Genomic DNA, 14,857 nt, shown 5'->3' with positions numbered 1-14,857 from the left:
CGCGGTGGCTAGGTGTGAGCGAGCCGGTCAACCGCACCGTCGCGGGTCAGAATGGCGTCATCAACGGCACGCGCGTTCACGCTCCATCAGGCACCTCTCGGCATGTGACCGGCGGCTTGAGCGCCCTGCATCCGCGCCCGTGCACGAGAGTCCAGGTAGATGCGATACAGGGCTTTGGCGGTGTACCCCTCACGGCACTCATCGACATTCAGACCGAAATGATCGAAGAACTGCACCCTGGAAAGGGCAGAGCGTTCTGCGCTGCGCTCCCCGAGGAGGGACGCTTTATGGGCTGTTGGGTGAGCGCGGCTCCAGTTACCTTGTGCCACGTTGATCACGCCCTGTCCAGCACGGTGCGCAGATCCATGTATCGAGCAGCGATTCGACGCGCGGCCCTCTTCGGGTCCGTCGCGGTATGCCAGGCGTAGACGGGGCGATCACGTCGGTTGTTCCAGCCCGCACGCCACCAGAACAGATCACCGTCAGTCCATACGAGCAGATCGCGCCATACCGAGACCACGGCCAAGCCGTAGCCGTCATGCACGTCGGCCGCGATCCCGTGCAGGGCCAACTCGCGCTGTAGCTGGTCAGCCACGGTGATGATGGGAGTGAGGCAAGAAGCCTCCCGCGCCCCACTCATGAACCGGCCTCCTCCGCATCGAATTCTCGTCGAGTGACGAATGGGCGGAAGCCAGACAAACGCGGATCTGTGACTTGCCTCAGATCAGCTCTGACTGTGCGCCGCGAACTGATGCGAGGCTTCCAATCAAACCCGTTACGAAGAATCTCACCGCGATATCTCACGGTGTGATGGACTAGATGGGCTCCACTAGTCCCGCAGAGGCGCGCTACCAGGGGAACGGAACGCCGCCATGACGATGGATCAAGAGCATCTCCGATCGGTGCTTGACGCCGTTTTCGCACGTCAAGATATGGAGGATGCGTGCAAGCGCCGTGATCTCGGCGGTGTGATCCGCATCCTGAACAAGTACGGCGTCACCCAAGGCCAGATCGCGAACCTCACCGGTAGATCCCAAGGGCGCATCAGCGAGTACAAGAGCGGCAAGCGCGTTCCGACCGCAAAGCATACATTTGAGGAGTTTGCTGACGGTTTGGGCATGCCTGGCACCTTGCGACGTCATTTGGGTTTGTCGTCCTCTGGTGGCAAGGGGGGTGCGCAGGTCGTCAGCGACGGAGTCCAGATCCCCACGGACACATTCGACCTGCAACTCTTCGCTGAAGCCATCGGGAAAAGGGGAGAGCCGTTGAAGCGTCGCGAATTGCTGGCCATGGTTGCACAACTCGGCACCCAGTCTGCACTAGCTCAAAGCGAGGCGTGGGAGAAAGTCGCCTTTGCTCTGTCAAGGCCGAGTGCCATTGATGAAGCAGTGGTGCGCGAGATGGAGGCGAGAGCCGCCGGTTTTCACCGTCTCGAAGAGATGCTGCCCGCACATACGATTTTCAAGGGCTTGGCGGCCCACCTGAACGAGGTCGGAACAATCCTTAACGGCACAGCCACCGACCCCAAAGACGAGCTTCGCAGGCGCTTGATCGTTGTTGCGGGCGAAAGCAGCGTGCTCGCCGGTTGGATCGCAACAGATCGAGGCAATATATCTGCGGCACGGAACTTCTACGACACCGCAGAGAAGGCTTCGAAGGAAGCTGGTGATCCAGCTATCATCGCGTGCGCTTTTGGGTACAGAAGCTATATTCCTAGCGGTAAAGGAAATCACGGGCGAGCACGTGCCCTTCTGGCGACTGCACTACAGCACTTGCCTCACGACACGTCGCCCGGAACTACATCATGGCTGGCTGCGAGACATGCCGAAGAGAGCGCGGCACTTGGAGAAACGGATGCTGCCCTGCGATCATGGGATGAGGCGCGCGAAGCCTTCATTATCGCCGATCCAGAAGAGGATCGCGTATGGACGAGATTCCTAGACCAGGATCGTTTTGATTCCTTTCACATCTCTACCTACGCCCAGATCGGCCGACTAGATGAAGCGGAAGCGATAGCGCAGGCGGTCATTTCGCGACTGCCCGAAGTAGAGAGAAAGCGGGCAGGAATCATACTCGGAGACATTGCCACGGCACATATCGTGCACGGCTCAGTAACAGAGGCAGCCAGAGCAGCCAGGGAAGGTCTCGCTGTCATTCGCGAGACAGAATCCGGAATCTGGCTGCCGCGCTTTCTCGTTCTCGGAGAAGCGCTCAGGCGTTGGCAGACTCAACCGGCCGTCAGAGTCTTCCTAGAAGAGTTGGCTATTACAAAGCGTCAATTTTCCGCGTCTCCTCGCTGATCCAAACCAGATATTCGGCACTTCCCGCAGCGATCTCGGTTGCGACGATTTCTGGCGTCTCATAGCTGTGGTTGGCCTTGATGTGGCTCTCAAGCGCGGAAAGCAGGGGCCGTCTGGTCTTGATGACCAGCTGCCATTCTTGCTCGTCGCGCAGAGAGCCTTGCCACCAGTACAGGGACCGGATCGGCCCGATTATCTGTACGCCAGCGGCCAGGCGCTCCGAGGTGATGCTATGTGCCAGCGCAATGCCCTCATCGACGCTCGGCACAGTGGTCATGACCTGCATGTAACCCTTCACAACCCAGTTCCCCTTGAGTGGATAAGCGGTGATCAGTACAACCCCGACACTAGAGGACCAGCTTCGGTCGTGTTCTCGCACTTCAGAAGGCACATGGTTGATGCAACTTCTAGCGACTACGTCGAGGGAACTGTAGCTCGCAAGGTGTCAAGGTGGATACGGCGCTGCGATCCGCTGGCCTGCACTTGCAAGATTGGGCATTATGCATGTCATGAGTGTTCGCAGGCTCTCGTTGCTGGCAGGACCTGGCCAGTACCACGCCGCACCGGGATGCCGTTGGAGCTGTCCGCCGGCCCAGGCAAACACTGCCCAGAGCGGCACACCGCATCAGCATACCGACCCAAAGTTTTCGCAGCTCACAGCCAAGATCGATGCCTTCTTGCTACGCATCTGCGGGTGCACGAGCACTTAGGTGTGTAACTATCCCATGGGGATAGCGATTCAATAGATTGCACCCATACGGATTCGGGAAGGTGTAAAATGGACATCGCACTACTCGCTAGTGCCGCAGCGGCGCTGGTCGCCCAAGGCTTCCTCAGCGAAGCAGGGGCAAGCACCTGGGTGAGCGTCGAACGGATGGTCGCCAGCCTCCGTGCTCGCTTCACGGGAGAGTCGTCGGCGCAGGCCGCCCTAGAGCGCGTTCAGGCGCAGCCTGAGGATGAGACCTCGGTGGATCAGCTAGCCATTCATGTAGCGCGAGCTATGAAAAGCGATACGCACTTTGCAGATGCAGTGAAGGAATTTGTTGAGTCCGAAGGGCAAGATCCTCGTGGTTCTCAAGTTATCTCCCGAGTATACAATGACTATAGAAATGCCCAGATTGGAAAAGTGGTCAATGTCGAAACAGTGCATGGGGACATGAATTTCTAAAACATTTCGACGGGATCGCGCTAGCAATGGGAAACTCTCGAAAAAGAACAAACCGGAAAAAGATTCAAAAAGTATCAAGCCTACGCAACTTGGTGAACATCGAGAGCGTCTATGGGAGTGCGAATTTCGGTGAGCATCATGATAAGAGTAGCGTGCATCTTCAGACTGCCGTACGTCCCGCGCAGCTCCCGCCTGATGATTCAGATTTTTTGGGGCGAGATGAACACTTAAGAGATCTGTGTAAGGCGCTGCAGGGAACAGAAGGATCGGTTAGATCCGTCGCGATATCTGGACAACCCGGTGTAGGAAAGACGACTCTGGCCATTAGGCTATCTCATGACTTGGTGTCACACTTTCCTGATGGGCAAATATTCATAAAACTCGGCGACGCGGATGCTGACGGACCTGTGCCGTCACGAGCTCTAGAAAGCATTTTACGGGCTTTCGGCTTCTCTGGCGACGAAATCGCAAATAGCTTCGAGGATAAGGTTGCACAGTATCGCACAGCACTCTCAACGAGGCATTGCCTTGTTGTGCTCGACAATGCAGTTAGCGAATCACAAGTAAGACCACTGCTCCCTGGCATGGGTAAAAGTGCAGTCATCATCACCAGCAGGAAAAAACTCGCCGGCCTTATCGGTGTGCGACCGGTACACCTATCAAATCTTACCGCCTCGGAAGGTGTTGCACTTCTCAAGAGGATCGTCGGAAGTGAACGTGTGGAGGCTGAACTATCCGAATGTAATCAGCTTGCTGCTTTGTGTGGCGGACTTCCACTGGCGCTGAGAATTGCGGCAAATAAACTCCGCGACAGAAGTAATTGGACTTTTTCATATTACGTTGACTTGCTATTGGATGAGCGCAATCGTCTGCAAATGCTCCAAGCTGGCGACCTGGAAATACGGGCGAGCTTTTCGCTCTCCTATAATTCGCTAGATGAAGTTGATAAACTGACATTCAGAAGGCTTGGTATTTGTGTTTCGGAGGGGTTCTCGCTTGCCTCGGCTTCGGCCCTCTGCGGCGATGAGGTGGATCCCCTCGCGGCGCTAGACAGGCTCGTAGAAGCCAACCTAGTGGAGCCTTCATCATCGCCTGATCGATATCGTATGCACGATCTTCTGCGAGCTTATGCTCGGGAGCGTTTAGAGGCAGACGAGGGTACGGAGAGCATAAAGGCATGCCTTAGTCGCTTACTTAACTGGTACATTCTGGTGGCGTCGCATGCCGATGGACATATTTACGAAGGGGACGTCCGCGCCTGCGAATGTAATTTTTTCGAGACATTGCAGGATGCCATCGATTGGCTGGAGCTTGAGCATTCTGCGCTTGTTTCCCTTGCGGCAGAAGCTTATCGCCATGATCTGTATGAGGCGGTTGTAGACATCGCTTCCTATATGAAGAGATTCTTTGACCGTCGCCTTCATGCGGCCGCATGGCGACAGATGTCTGAGCATGCCTTATTGGCGGCGAGGAGAACGGGCGAGAAGAAGCTGCTTATCGATGCCCTTACCGGTCTTGTGCGAGTTAGCACTAAGTTTCCGATTGACTCCGACAGGCCGATATCGTGGCTTGATGAGGCTCTCGCTCTTGCTAGAGATATTGGAAGCCCTCGATATGAGTCAAAGGTTTTGGCGAAACTTGGAGAGGTTCTAAGCCGTGGTGGAAGAGAAGAAGCGGCTCTAGGGATCTTGAGGCGTTCAGTGGAACTTGCAAGATCTGCAAGCGCGGTTCATGAGGAGGGCAACGCGCGCCTTGCTCTCGCTGAAGTGGAGCTCCACTTGGAACGTTATGATGCTTCGAAGGATACCTATAATAAAGCACGGTTGTGCTTTGTTGCGCAGCGGGACAAACACTGTCAAGGGCGCGCCTTTGTCGGTCTGGCCTCGTTGAATAGTGAAATTGACTTATATGATGAAGAGTTGGCTTGTCTCAGGCAGGCGATACGCTTTTTTAAGATGGTTCAAGACGAGCACTGCTTAAGTGGCGTTTTTACCCAAAGGGCGGATGCTTATGCCAGGCTTGGGCGCTTTCCTGAGGCCATCGAGGATTACCGTGCTGCTGACCAACTTCTTCGGCAGCTATCTGATTCCGTATGCCTGGCTCCCATGCTGGATCATTGGGGGTGGCTAGAGTTCCACGCAGGAAATTATGAAGAGGCTGCAAGTAGGCTAAGCGAGGCATGTTCTTTGTGGGAACAGTCAGGGAATCGAGCCCTTTTTGCCCAAGGACTTCTTGGTCTTAGTATTGCGACCGAAAAATCGCAATCCACGGAAGCAGCGCACATATTGCTGCAAAGGGCGATAGATATTGCGGAGGTCTTTGGATATGCCTGGCTTCCTGTCGCAAAGCGCGCACTTGAGTCGGGTGCAGTTCCGCCGATTGGTTCCCCATTCTACAAGAGTCTCAGTGCTGTACGGCTTGATCGTGCTGAGTGAGTTGTCTGAACGCGGCCTCAGGAGGAGTCGGTACCGGCTCACACTGGCGAACGTAAGCCTGTGTTCCCTGTGCGTGATCTCGACCGGGAACGTAAGAAGCATTCTCGATCTGCTGCATCGCGATCAGGTTCGACTAAACCTTCGGGGATTCCCCGGGGTTCGCCGGGAGCGATGGCGGGGAAAGTGTGTTTAGAGGAAGCGGCCGTCGGGCCATGAGTACCAGCCGGCGGAGGTGGGGAAGCCCTTGCCGGCCCAGGTCGCCCTGGCCGAGCGCGCGTCGGAGCAGCGGGAGATCGTGCAGGAGTTGTAGACGTCGGCACTGGCGGGGGCGACGCCGGCCAGGCCGATGAGGGACGACAGGACGGCGAGGACGACGGCGAGCCGGGCCGGCCAGGCGGGCCGGGAAGGCGGCGGAACTTGCCGGGAGTGCGGCGGAACGGGCACGGGACAACCTCCTTGCGGGGATGTGACCATCATTGTCATGATCTCCGGCCGTGTCCCGTCGGACATAGACGAAGTGTGCCAAGGGTCGGTGAACACTTCGCGCACAGCCCTCCCCACCGGAGCCCCGACCGGCCACGTCTTTCGCTTCCGCCACTGTCTTCGCGTCCGCCGCCGTTTGGGCGTCCGCCTGCGCCGGGATGCGTGCCGTACGGATGCCGCCCGGTTGTCGATCACGGACGGTCAGGTCGGCATTGTCGAGTCGGCGCCCAGGCAGACGAAGCCGGCCGCGACCGCGTACGCCTCCAGGTTGTCCCTGGCCACCTGCTGCTGTGCCTGGGCGAGTGCCGAGGCGGTGGAGTGGCCGGCAGCCAGCAGCTTGTGCAGCGCGATCATGAGGGTGGTGCTCTCGGTGTCCAGGATCGACAGGACCGGCGCCACGATCGTCCGGGTGCCCAGGGCCAGGAACGTGGCGCTGAGGCCGAGCAGTTCGTCGCCGGGCCGGACGACGAAGCGGCCGGTGTCGCAGGCGGCCAGGACCACGATCTCCGGTGCCCGGTGCAGGCGTTCGAGGTCGTAGACGGTGAGCGGGCCGTCGGCCAGGCGCAGGGAGGAGAACAGCGGGTTGCTCGGGTGGATGCGGCCGTGCGCTGCGACGTGGGCCAGGGCGGCGCCGTCCAGGTCGGCCAGCACCGCCTCCGCGCCGGCGGCGTCGTCGACCAGGGCCGGCACCGCGTGGATCGAGGCGACCCCCTCCGCCTCCCAGCGGGCTCCCGGCAGTCCTGGGCCGGCGGCCACCACGACCCGGCCGGTTTCGGTACGGGCGCGGCCCGCCTGGGTGCCGGCGTACCAGAGGGTGGCTGAGGGGGACACGCAGATCGCGCGGCCCGCGCAGGACGGCAGCAGCGACCAGGGCAGGGCCTGGATGGGGCCGCTCGGGACCAGCACGAGCGGCCGGTCGCGCAGGTCGCCGGCGAGCGGCCGCAGGAGCAGCGCGTCGAGCTTGGCGACGGTGTCACGCAGGAGGTTGAGCGCGGCGGCCTGGCTGCCCGGCACCGAGGTGCGCCGGGCCAGCCGTCGCAGCGCGAACGGCACGCGGTCGACGAGCGTGCGCACGGGCGCCAGCGGTCCCAGCGCGCGCAGCCTGCTCCGCCCGTCGACCACGGTGATCGCGTGCAGCGTGTCGTCCACCTGCACGAACTCCACCAGCGCCTGCTCTCCGAGCGCCTCCACCACCCGCCGCAGCGGAACGGGCGCGGTGGGGATGGTGTCGGTGGAGACCTTTTCCTGGCGGCGGCAGTGGTCGCGGATCTCGCGTTCCAGGGTGATCTGCCGCTCCACCAGCGCTGCGGTGTCCTCGCCCGCCGTCCGGCCCTCCTGGATCCTGGCGACCGTGATGCGGAGCTGCGCGAGCGCCTCGGCCAGGTGCCGGTCGTGGGCGGGTCTGGCCGGTCTCATCAGCAGATGGCGGGCGCGTCCCCGCTCCGCCCAGGTCAGGACGTCGGCGGGTACGCCGTCCCGCAGGGCCAGCCGCAGCCCCAGCTCGGCCACCTCCACCCGGGACTCCGACGCGTGCGCCCGCAGGTCGGTCGCCCCCAGCGTGGCGCGGTACTCGTCGTGCAGGCGTAACGCGGTGCGGACCGCGCTCTTGGCGCCGCGCGGGTTGCCCCTGGCCAGCCGTAACAGCGCCTCCGCGTGCCAGGCGTGGATGCGTTCACCGGCCGGGCCCCGGTGGCGGCGCCGCCCGGCGATCTCCCACTGCCGCTCCGCCCGCTTGGGCCGACCGGCGTCCACGGCCAGCCGGGCGGCGATCATCCGCGCCTCCACCTCGGGGGCGGGCCAGCCGGTCTCGGCCAGTTCGGCGGCGCACTCCTCCATCTGACGCACGCTCACCCGCCCGCCGCGCCCGACGCGCCCAACAGTGGGGGCTCGTCCTGGGTCGTCGCTCATCGCCGCCAGGGACCGCAGTGCCACGAAGCGTGCCACCGCCACCCACTCGCGGCGGTGCTGGCGGCCGAAGGCGAGCGCCGCGCGGCGGGCCTCGCGTACCGCCTCCTCGTGATCGCGTACGAGATAAGCGGTGCGGGCCAGCAGCAGCCGCGCCTCCGGCAGCCCCACCTTGCGCCCGCGGCGCTCGAACTCCTGCACCGTCTCCTCGGCCGCCTCCCTGGCCTCGGCGATCAGCCCGGCCGACAGCAGCAGCTCGGTGCGGTCGGCCAGCGTCCAGCACAACTGATGGGTGTCGAGGGCACGAAAGCGGCGCTCGGCCTGGTCGAGGTAGCGCAGCGCGGCCGGCACCTCGCCGCGCAGGGCGTTGAGCCAGCCGAGGTTCTGCCACACGACGGCTAGCGACAGATCGAGATCGAGCTGCCGGCACAGCCGTTCGGCCTCCTGGAAGTCGCTCTCCGCGGCGGCGAACTCGTGCCGGTAACCGTGCACGATGCCCCGGTTCGACAGGACCCGCTGCAGCCACAGATGATCTCCCGCCCGGCTCAGGACGGGAACGGCGAGCCGGTAGGAGGCCAGCGCGTCCTCGGGACGGCGCAGGTGGTTGAAGATCACCGCCCGCTGCGCCTCCGCCCTGGCCCGGCCGGCGCCGTGCAGGTCGGGCAGCGCCAGCTCCACCTCGGAGATCGCCTGCTCCATCCGCCCCTGGACACACCGGACGAACGCCAGCCGCAGCCGCGCCTCGGCGGCCAGCTCAGGAGAGCCGGCGCACACGGCGAGCCGGATCGCGTCCCGCAGGTGCCGCTCCGCGGTGCGCAGGTCGGTCACGTGCAGGGCGGCGATGCCCAGGGCGCGGCAGGCCGACGAGGCGAGCTCCAGGTCGCCTCCGTCGCGCGCCCGGCGGGCGACCTCCGTGGCCAGGCCGGTCAGCCGGGCGGGATCGGCCTCGGCCAGCCTGAGCAACTCGGTGGCGAGATCAGGGGGGCTCGCACTCACCCTCGTGAGTGTGCCGTGAAAACTGCGGTCTGTGATGTATCAACCCGGCAACAACTGTTCTCTGCATGTCGGCGCGCGCTTTCACCACCCGAGCGAAGGAGACATGCGATGACGGCCGGTCATTACGGTGTGGTCCGGCGCCGGATCGAGGCGTTCTATCCCGATCAGATCGTCGTCGATCTGAAGGACGAGGCCCTCCTCCGCCACGAACTGTCCGGCCTCGGCATCAAGGTGGAGCCGATCGAGTCCAGCAAGGGCCTCGGGCTGAGCCTGTACGGGCTGGTCGGCGTGGCCGAGGCGGTCACCAGGCTCGGCCCCGACCTCGAACAGCGCGTCAGGGCGCGGGCCGCGGGCGGCTACGAGCCGGGGGAGGCGCCCACGCCGCTGGACCTGCTGCTGTTCCACCTGCGGGAGACCTCGGCCCAGAAGCACGCCGGTTACCAGCCGATCGTGGCCAAGAACCGGGTCTACGAGAACATCGAGGGCTCGCCGTACAGCGGGGGGAGCGCGGGAGACCCCAAGCCGGTCGCGGCGTTCGAGCTCCCCGCCCGCTCCGACGGCCCCAGGCGGCGGCCGCGCATCGGCGTCTTCGACACGCCGATGTACCCGCACGAGGGGCTCGCGGGCCGCTACGTCATCGACTCCCCGCGCGCCCTGCTGAGCCCGCGCCCGGAGTGGGTGTCCTTCAGCGGGCACGCCGTCTTCGTCGCCTCGGTGGCCGCGCGGCAGGCGCCCGACGCCGACTTCGTCATCTACCCGGTGCTGGACGCCGAGCGGCTCGTCACGACCTCGTGGACGCTGGCCACCCGGCTGGTGCAGAGCCTGGACGACGACCTCGACTTCATGATCATCGCCCTGGGCAGTGCGGCGGCGGACGGGCGCGAGCCGCTGACCCTGGCGCGCGCCTGCGAGCGCACGTCCGGCGTCGTCAAGGTGGCGGCCCTGGGCAACCACGGCCAGGCGAAGGAACGGGCCCCCGCCGGCGCCGTCTTCTCCGACCTGCCGGCGAACATCCCGATGTGGCCCGCCGCCAGCTCCACGGTCATCGCGGTCGGGGCGAAGGACAAGGACGGCCTGCCGGCCTACTTCTCGCCCACGCCTGAGGAGGCCCCGTGGACCGACTGCCTGGCGCCGGGCGTCGATCTGCCCGGCCTGTACCTGCCGGGGGTCGTTCGGATGGCCGATCTGCACGTACCCTCCGGCAAAGTCGTCGTGAGCGACAGGCAGGCGACCTTCCCGCACCCCGGCCACGCCACCTGGAGCGGCAGCTCTTTCGCGGCCGCGTACACCGCCGGCTACCTGGCACATCAGGCCCACATCCAGGGAATCGACGCCGGAGAGGCGGCGGACCGGTTGCTGAGCGGGCAAGGTGTGGTCAAGCTGGACGGGTTCGCCGACAGTGGCATCGAGGTGGTCCGGCCCAGGAGGAACTGACCGGGGCGAGGACCGCCGGAGGAGGCGTGGTCATGCCGCAGGAGTCCGTTGTCGGAGCCCTGGTCGTCCGCGCACGCGCGGGTGACCAGGGCGCGTGGGACGTGCTCGTCGAGCGGTACGCCCCGATGTTGTGGTCGATCTGCCGGGACCAGGGGCTCGACCGCCGCGACATCGACGACGTGGCCCAGTACGTGTGGATGCGCGCGGTGGAGCACCTCGGCCGCCTGCGCGACCCCGACAAGATCGGCGCCTGGCTGGCGACCACCACGAAACACGAATGCCTGCGCGTACGCCGCGCGAGACGCAAGCAGGACCACTCCGAGCAGCTGCTCGACGTGGCCATGGCCATGGACGACCGCACCACCACGATCGAGCAGGTCGTGGAGGACGCCGAACGCGACGCCGTGCTGCGCGCCGCCTTCGCCCGGCTGTCGCCCGACTGCCGGCGGCTGCTCGGCCTGCTGATGAAAGAGATGCCCTACAACGAGATCTGCCGCCGCCTGGGGATGGCCATGGGCAGCATCGGCCCCACCAGAGCCCGCTGCCTGGCACGGCTGCGTGCGGACGCCGCCCTGGTCGCCGTCATGCGGGCGGACCTGGAATCGAGAGAAGGTGAACATCATGTCTGAGGTGTGGGACGACGAGGAACTACTCGCTCGCCTCATCGTGGCCCTCACGGCCGCAGACGCCGTCCCACGCGACTTCGTCGAGGCCGGGAAGACCGCTTTCGCCTGGCACAACATCGACGCCGAGCTCGCCGAGCTGGCCTACGACTCCGGCCTGCAACACGACGAGGAGGCGGCGCTGCTGCGGGCCGACCCGGCCGCGCTGCGGGCCCTGACGTTCGTGGCCGCCGAGCTGAGCATCGAGCTGGAGATCACCGAAGGCACGCTGATCGGCCAGCTCGTGCCGCCGCAGGCCGGGCGGATCCACGTGCTGAGCGAGTCGGGGTACTCGCACGTGGCGGCGGTGGATGAGATGGGGGTGTTCGTCCTGAACGAGAAGCCGCCGGAACCGTTCCGCCTGCAGTGCCGCACCGTCACGGGGCTGAGCGTGTCGACCGCCTGGATCAGACTCTGAGCGAGCCGCGTGCCCGGATACCGGCCATCCGCACAGATCGGTCATTTGCGCAGATCGGCCTCCGTACGTCCCGGTTCCCCCAGCGCGGGGACCAGCCGGAATCCGGTGGTGATCTCCGGACGGATCCGGATCACCTGATCCATCCCGCCCGCCACCCACGGCCGCAGCAGCCCCTTCAACCGGGCCACCTCACCGGGATCGGTCACCGCGCGCGCGACCCCGGTGACGATCACACTCCAGCCCAGGCGTTCGTGCCCGTCCAGCTCGTCCGCCTCGTACGCCACCACGGTCTCCGCCCGCGCCACCTGGACGCCGAGGATCGTGCCGGGATCGGAGCGGATCACGATGTGCCCGTCCACGACGACGTGGTTCACCGGCCTGATCGCGGGCAGCGCCTGGCGGGTGAAGACGATCCGCCCGAACGGCACGCCGGCCAGCAGTCGCAGCGCCTCGGCCGCGGGCAGTTCCTGGAGCCGCCGCGTGCCATCGGCCTCCGGCGGCTGGTCGTGAAGGTACATCACCCCAGCAGCGTGCCCACCGCGGGCCCTCCGCGTACAGGGACGAAAGTCCTCTGTTCGCCACCAGACGTCGGGGAAGGTGCGGACCTAAGCCTCTGACCAGGAGGTTCGTCGGTGTGTTGTGCTGGGCACATCGTTCGGTGGAGGGGGAACGGCCATGAGCATCCGTTCGGCGAAGCACCCGCTGGAAAGCGCCATGGAGGCCGCGGTCGAGGCCGCGCGCTGGGCGCCGTCGGTGCACAACACCCAGCCGTGGGCGTTCTCGGTGTCGGGTGAGGAGATCTGCCTCAAGGCCGACACCGACAGGAAGCTGCGGGTGGAGGACGCCTCCGGCCGCGAGCTGTCGATCAGCTGCGGCGCGGCCCTGTTCACCCTGCGTACGGCGATGCGCTGCCACGGCTACGAGCCCGTCGTCCGCGTCCTGCCCGACCCGGACCGCCCGTCGTTGCTCGCCACGCTCAGGCCGGGCGCGGAGACGAACCCGGACGAGACGGTACGGCTGCTCGGGGAGCAGATCGAGCGGCGGCGCACCCACCGCGCCGGCTTCGCCGACGTGCCCGTCCCCGATCAGCTGATCGACCGGCTGGTCAAGGCGGCCGCGGCCGAGGGCGCCGAGCTGACGCCGGTACGCTCGCCGGCGGCGGTCGACGTGCTGGCCTCGCTCACCCGGGCCGCGCAGGGGGTGCAGAGCCAGGACCGGCGCTTCAGCCTGGAAGTGATCCGCTGGGCGCGCCCGCCCGGCAGCAGCCGCGACGACGGGGTGCCCGCCACGGGCTACCCCCGGCATGCCGTTCGCACCGATCCCGACTTCCCGCAACGCGACTACGCCTGGCGCCACGACTGGGGCGGCGAGGGCGGCCGCGACCCGGGGCTCGGGGTGGTGGCGCTGCTCACCACGGCCGGCGACGGGCGGGCGGACTGGATCAGCGCGGGGGAGGCGCTGCAGCACGTCCTGCTGCACGCGGCGGCGTACGGGGTCAGCGCGGCCTTTCACACGCAGGCGCTGGAGATGGAGCTGCTGCGGGAGTTCCTGAGGCGGGAGATCTGCTCGGGCGCGTACCCGCAGATGATCATGCGCTTGGGCGTCACGTTCGACGACACGACCTCGGTCCGCCGGCCCTTGTCGGATGTCACGGGGTGACGTCGTGTGGTAAGCCATTCATGCGGTCTCTTTCGGAACGCTGATATGGGGGTCGATGTCCCCTTCGGACGCAGCACGCAGCCGGCGCGGAGTGCTGTACGCGGACGCCGTCGCCGTCGTTCTGCTTGCCGGGACCGGGGCTTTATTGGTGGCCGCTCGTGGGGTGGCGACTCATGGGCTGCTGTCCACCGTGGTGAACGCCGTGGCTCAGGCGTGTGCGGCCGGCGCTGTCCTGCTGCTGGTGGTGGCGCTCTGGCGCCGGCCTGGCTCGGGGGCGTCGCTGCGGGGTCCCGTCGGCGGTGAGCGCGAGGACACTGATCGGTTACGGGCGCAGCGGGTCGCGGGAGCGCTCCACTGGAAGCTGATCCTTCTTCGATCGGTCGTCGGCATCATCATCGTTCAGGCTGCTCTGACGGCCGTATCGGCGATCCTTCCCCTGTAGGAGAGCCGCTCGCAAGATTGTTGGGAAGGGTGAGGCGGCAGCGGGCAAGAAGGGATGTCGGCCTGATTCTGGAGCCCTGATTGAGACTTGCCCCTGACACGTTCGAAGCGGTCTTCGATGCCCATTACGAGGAGATCCGCCGCTACATCGCCCGCCGGATCCCCCTGGACATGGCGGAGGATCTGGCGGCGGAGACCTTCCTCGTCGCCTTCCAGCGGCGCGAGGCGTTCGACGCCTCCCAAGGGGCCGTGCGCCCCATGGCTGTACGGCATCGCGACCAAGCTCATCGCCCGATACCGGCGGGCAGAGCTGCGCCCCTACCGCGCGCTGCTCGCTGCCTACGGACACCTGAGCTATTCCGAGGTCGCGGCCGCGTTGGGGGTCGCCGAGGGGACGGTCGCGTCCCGGCTGAGCAGGGCGAGGACCAAGCTGCGCGACGCTCTGGGGGTGGAGGTGTGATGAGGGAGTTCCAGTTCATCGACGAGGTGATGCCGGACGTGCCGGCCGCCTCACCCGCGCAACTGGCCGCCGCGCGGGCCCGCGTCTTCGGCGCGGCACACGAGACGAATGCGGCCACGGTGGAACGCGCGCGGCGGGCGGGCGGCCTCAGGCGCCAGGGCCCTGGTGGACATGGTGGACATGGTGGCCATGCTGGACGTCGTCGACATGGCCTGATGGCGGTGCTGGCAGCGGCGGCGGTCGTCCTGGTGATCACGATCACGATGGTCGCGGTGCGAAAGCCGGGCGTGGAATCGGCGGTGTCTCCTGTCCAGGGGGTGCTCGGCGCGGCGGCCAACCGGCTCGCGGCCCAGCCGCGGGCCACGGGCGGCTACTGGCGGCTGGAAACCCAGGAGGTCATCCTGACCAAGGACGGCGCGAAGGGCTTCCCGGTTCAGGAACGGGGTAACAACGTGCTGGTCATCGGGCGCGACGGCCGCCGATACACCTGGTAAAA

At 65.4% G+C, this 14,857-nt stretch carries 15 protein-coding genes; 10 read left to right on the top strand and 5 right to left on the bottom strand.

Annotated features, from left to right (window positions below):
• Nucleotides 1-334 precede the first annotated feature (334 nt).
• Nucleotides 335-595 (bottom strand): hypothetical protein, encoded by a 261-nt coding sequence (locus AB0C27_RS36230; protein WP_357853706.1) that lies wholly within the window; start codon nucleotides 593-595, stop codon nucleotides 335-337.
• A gap of 277 nt (nucleotides 596-872) precedes the next feature.
• Here AB0C27_RS36230 and AB0C27_RS36225 point away from each other — a divergent pair, with 277 nt between their 5' ends.
• Complete coding sequence (locus tag AB0C27_RS36225) at nucleotides 873-2,300, top strand: helix-turn-helix transcriptional regulator (protein WP_357853703.1); 1,428 nt, start codon at nucleotides 873-875, stop codon at nucleotides 2,298-2,300.
• On the opposite strand, the gene cutA is transcribed toward AB0C27_RS36225, so the two are convergent.
• Nucleotides 2,266-2,577 carry a divalent-cation tolerance protein CutA gene (gene cutA / locus AB0C27_RS36220; protein WP_357853701.1) on the bottom strand — a complete coding sequence of 104 codons (312 nt, stop codon included), beginning with the start codon at nucleotides 2,575-2,577 and terminating at the stop codon, nucleotides 2,266-2,268. The two genes, AB0C27_RS36225 and cutA, sit on opposite strands and share 35 nt — an antisense overlap.
• A 501-nt stretch (nucleotides 2,578-3,078) precedes the next feature.
• Here cutA and AB0C27_RS36215 point away from each other — a divergent pair.
• Nucleotides 3,079-3,468 (top strand): hypothetical protein, encoded by a 390-nt coding sequence (locus AB0C27_RS36215; RefSeq protein ID WP_357853698.1) that lies wholly within the window; start codon nucleotides 3,079-3,081, stop codon nucleotides 3,466-3,468.
• 26 nt (nucleotides 3,469-3,494) lie between these two features.
• Nucleotides 3,495-5,903 carry an NB-ARC domain-containing protein gene (locus tag AB0C27_RS36210; protein WP_357853695.1) on the top strand — a complete coding sequence of 803 codons (2,409 nt, stop codon included), beginning with the start codon at nucleotides 3,495-3,497 and terminating at the stop codon, nucleotides 5,901-5,903.
• 189 nt (nucleotides 5,904-6,092) lie between these two features.
• Here AB0C27_RS36210 and AB0C27_RS36205 read toward each other — a convergent pair whose 3' ends face one another.
• Both AB0C27_RS36205 and AB0C27_RS36200 read right to left on the bottom strand, forming a co-directional pair.
• The gene (locus AB0C27_RS36205) at nucleotides 6,093-6,347 is read right to left on the bottom strand and encodes a hypothetical protein (protein WP_357853692.1); all 255 of its coding nucleotides are present in this window, start codon (nucleotides 6,345-6,347) and stop codon (nucleotides 6,093-6,095) included.
• Between the two features lie 240 nt (nucleotides 6,348-6,587).
• Nucleotides 6,588-9,287 carry a CHAT domain-containing tetratricopeptide repeat protein gene (locus AB0C27_RS36200; protein WP_357853689.1) on the bottom strand — a complete coding sequence of 900 codons (2,700 nt, stop codon included), beginning with the start codon at nucleotides 9,285-9,287 and terminating at the stop codon, nucleotides 6,588-6,590.
• 108 nt (nucleotides 9,288-9,395) lie between these two features.
• On the opposite strand from AB0C27_RS36200, the gene AB0C27_RS36195 reads away from it, so the two are divergent.
• Genes AB0C27_RS36195 through AB0C27_RS36185 form a run of 3 tightly spaced genes read left to right on the top strand, consistent with a single transcriptional unit; the run spans nucleotide 9,396 to nucleotide 11,801 of the window.
• Nucleotides 9,396-10,721: a S8/S53 family peptidase gene (locus tag AB0C27_RS36195; RefSeq protein WP_357853686.1), complete on the top strand. Its 1,326-nt coding sequence runs from the start codon at nucleotides 9,396-9,398 to the stop codon at nucleotides 10,719-10,721.
• A gap of 32 nt (nucleotides 10,722-10,753) precedes the next feature.
• Nucleotides 10,754-11,350, top strand: coding sequence for a sigma-70 family RNA polymerase sigma factor (locus AB0C27_RS36190; RefSeq protein ID WP_357853683.1), 597 nt, complete (start codon nucleotides 10,754-10,756; stop codon nucleotides 11,348-11,350).
• The gene (locus tag AB0C27_RS36185; RefSeq protein WP_357853680.1) at nucleotides 11,343-11,801 is read left to right on the top strand and encodes a hypothetical protein; all 459 of its coding nucleotides are present in this window, start codon (nucleotides 11,343-11,345) and stop codon (nucleotides 11,799-11,801) included. Before AB0C27_RS36190 ends, AB0C27_RS36185 begins: the two co-directional genes overlap by 8 nt.
• A gap of 41 nt (nucleotides 11,802-11,842) precedes the next feature.
• Here the strand turns inward: AB0C27_RS36185 and AB0C27_RS36180 are convergent, their stop codons facing one another.
• A complete protein-coding gene (locus AB0C27_RS36180) occupies nucleotides 11,843-12,319 on the bottom strand; it encodes a pyridoxamine 5'-phosphate oxidase family protein (RefSeq protein ID WP_357854497.1) in 477 nt (158 codons plus the stop codon).
• A 157-nt stretch (nucleotides 12,320-12,476) separates the two neighbouring features.
• Here AB0C27_RS36180 and AB0C27_RS36175 point away from each other — a divergent pair, with 157 nt between their 5' ends.
• The 4 genes from AB0C27_RS36175 to AB0C27_RS36160 all read left to right on the top strand — a co-directional run bounded on the left by AB0C27_RS36175 (nucleotide 12,477) and on the right by AB0C27_RS36160 (nucleotide 14,855).
• Nucleotides 12,477-13,460 (top strand): hypothetical protein, encoded by a 984-nt coding sequence (locus tag AB0C27_RS36175; protein ID WP_357853674.1) that lies wholly within the window; start codon nucleotides 12,477-12,479, stop codon nucleotides 13,458-13,460.
• A gap of 91 nt (nucleotides 13,461-13,551) precedes the next feature.
• Nucleotides 13,552-13,902, top strand: coding sequence for a hypothetical protein (locus tag AB0C27_RS36170; RefSeq protein ID WP_357853671.1), 351 nt, complete (start codon nucleotides 13,552-13,554; stop codon nucleotides 13,900-13,902).
• A 117-nt stretch (nucleotides 13,903-14,019) separates the two neighbouring features.
• Nucleotides 14,020-14,361, top strand: a complete 342-nt coding sequence (locus tag AB0C27_RS36165; protein WP_357853668.1) for a sigma factor-like helix-turn-helix DNA-binding protein — start codon at nucleotides 14,020-14,022, stop codon at nucleotides 14,359-14,361.
• Complete coding sequence (locus AB0C27_RS36160; RefSeq protein WP_357853665.1) at nucleotides 14,361-14,855, top strand: hypothetical protein; 495 nt, start codon at nucleotides 14,361-14,363, stop codon at nucleotides 14,853-14,855. The genes AB0C27_RS36165 and AB0C27_RS36160 overlap by 1 nt, the downstream gene beginning before the upstream one ends.
• Nucleotides 14,856-14,857 lie beyond the last annotated feature (2 nt).

Source organism: Nonomuraea sp. NPDC048882 (assembly GCF_040649755.1).
Classification (GTDB): domain Bacteria; phylum Actinomycetota; class Actinomycetes; order Streptosporangiales; family Streptosporangiaceae; genus Nonomuraea; species Nonomuraea maheshkhaliensis.
The sequence above is the reverse complement of the archived record's forward strand: the minus strand, read 5'-3'. Positions and strand labels throughout refer to the sequence as shown.

What these genes read in the sequence shown, in the direction of transcription:
- AB0C27_RS36225 (WP_357853703.1), top strand. Translation starts at nt 873, where the DNA reads ATGACGATGGATCAAGAGCATCTCCGATCGGTGCTTGACGCCGTTTTC.
- cutA (WP_357853701.1), bottom strand. Translation starts at nt 2,577, where the DNA reads ATGACCACTGTGCCGAGCGTCGATGAGGGCATTGCGCTGGCACATAGC.
- AB0C27_RS36215 (WP_357853698.1), top strand. Translation starts at nt 3,079, where the DNA reads ATGGACATCGCACTACTCGCTAGTGCCGCAGCGGCGCTGGTCGCCCAA.
- AB0C27_RS36210 (WP_357853695.1), top strand. Translation starts at nt 3,495, where the DNA reads ATGGGAAACTCTCGAAAAAGAACAAACCGGAAAAAGATTCAAAAAGTA.
- AB0C27_RS36195 (WP_357853686.1), top strand. Translation starts at nt 9,396, where the DNA reads ATGACGGCCGGTCATTACGGTGTGGTCCGGCGCCGGATCGAGGCGTTC.
- AB0C27_RS36190 (WP_357853683.1), top strand. Translation starts at nt 10,754, where the DNA reads ATGCCGCAGGAGTCCGTTGTCGGAGCCCTGGTCGTCCGCGCACGCGCG.
- AB0C27_RS36185 (WP_357853680.1), top strand. Translation starts at nt 11,343, where the DNA reads ATGTCTGAGGTGTGGGACGACGAGGAACTACTCGCTCGCCTCATCGTG.
- AB0C27_RS36180 (WP_357854497.1), bottom strand. Translation starts at nt 12,319, where the DNA reads ATGTACCTTCACGACCAGCCGCCGGAGGCCGATGGCACGCGGCGGCTC.
- AB0C27_RS36175 (WP_357853674.1), top strand. Translation starts at nt 12,477, where the DNA reads ATGAGCATCCGTTCGGCGAAGCACCCGCTGGAAAGCGCCATGGAGGCC.
- AB0C27_RS36165 (WP_357853668.1), top strand. Translation starts at nt 14,020, where the DNA reads ATGCCCATTACGAGGAGATCCGCCGCTACATCGCCCGCCGGATCCCCC.
- AB0C27_RS36160 (WP_357853665.1), top strand. Translation starts at nt 14,361, where the DNA reads ATGAGGGAGTTCCAGTTCATCGACGAGGTGATGCCGGACGTGCCGGCC.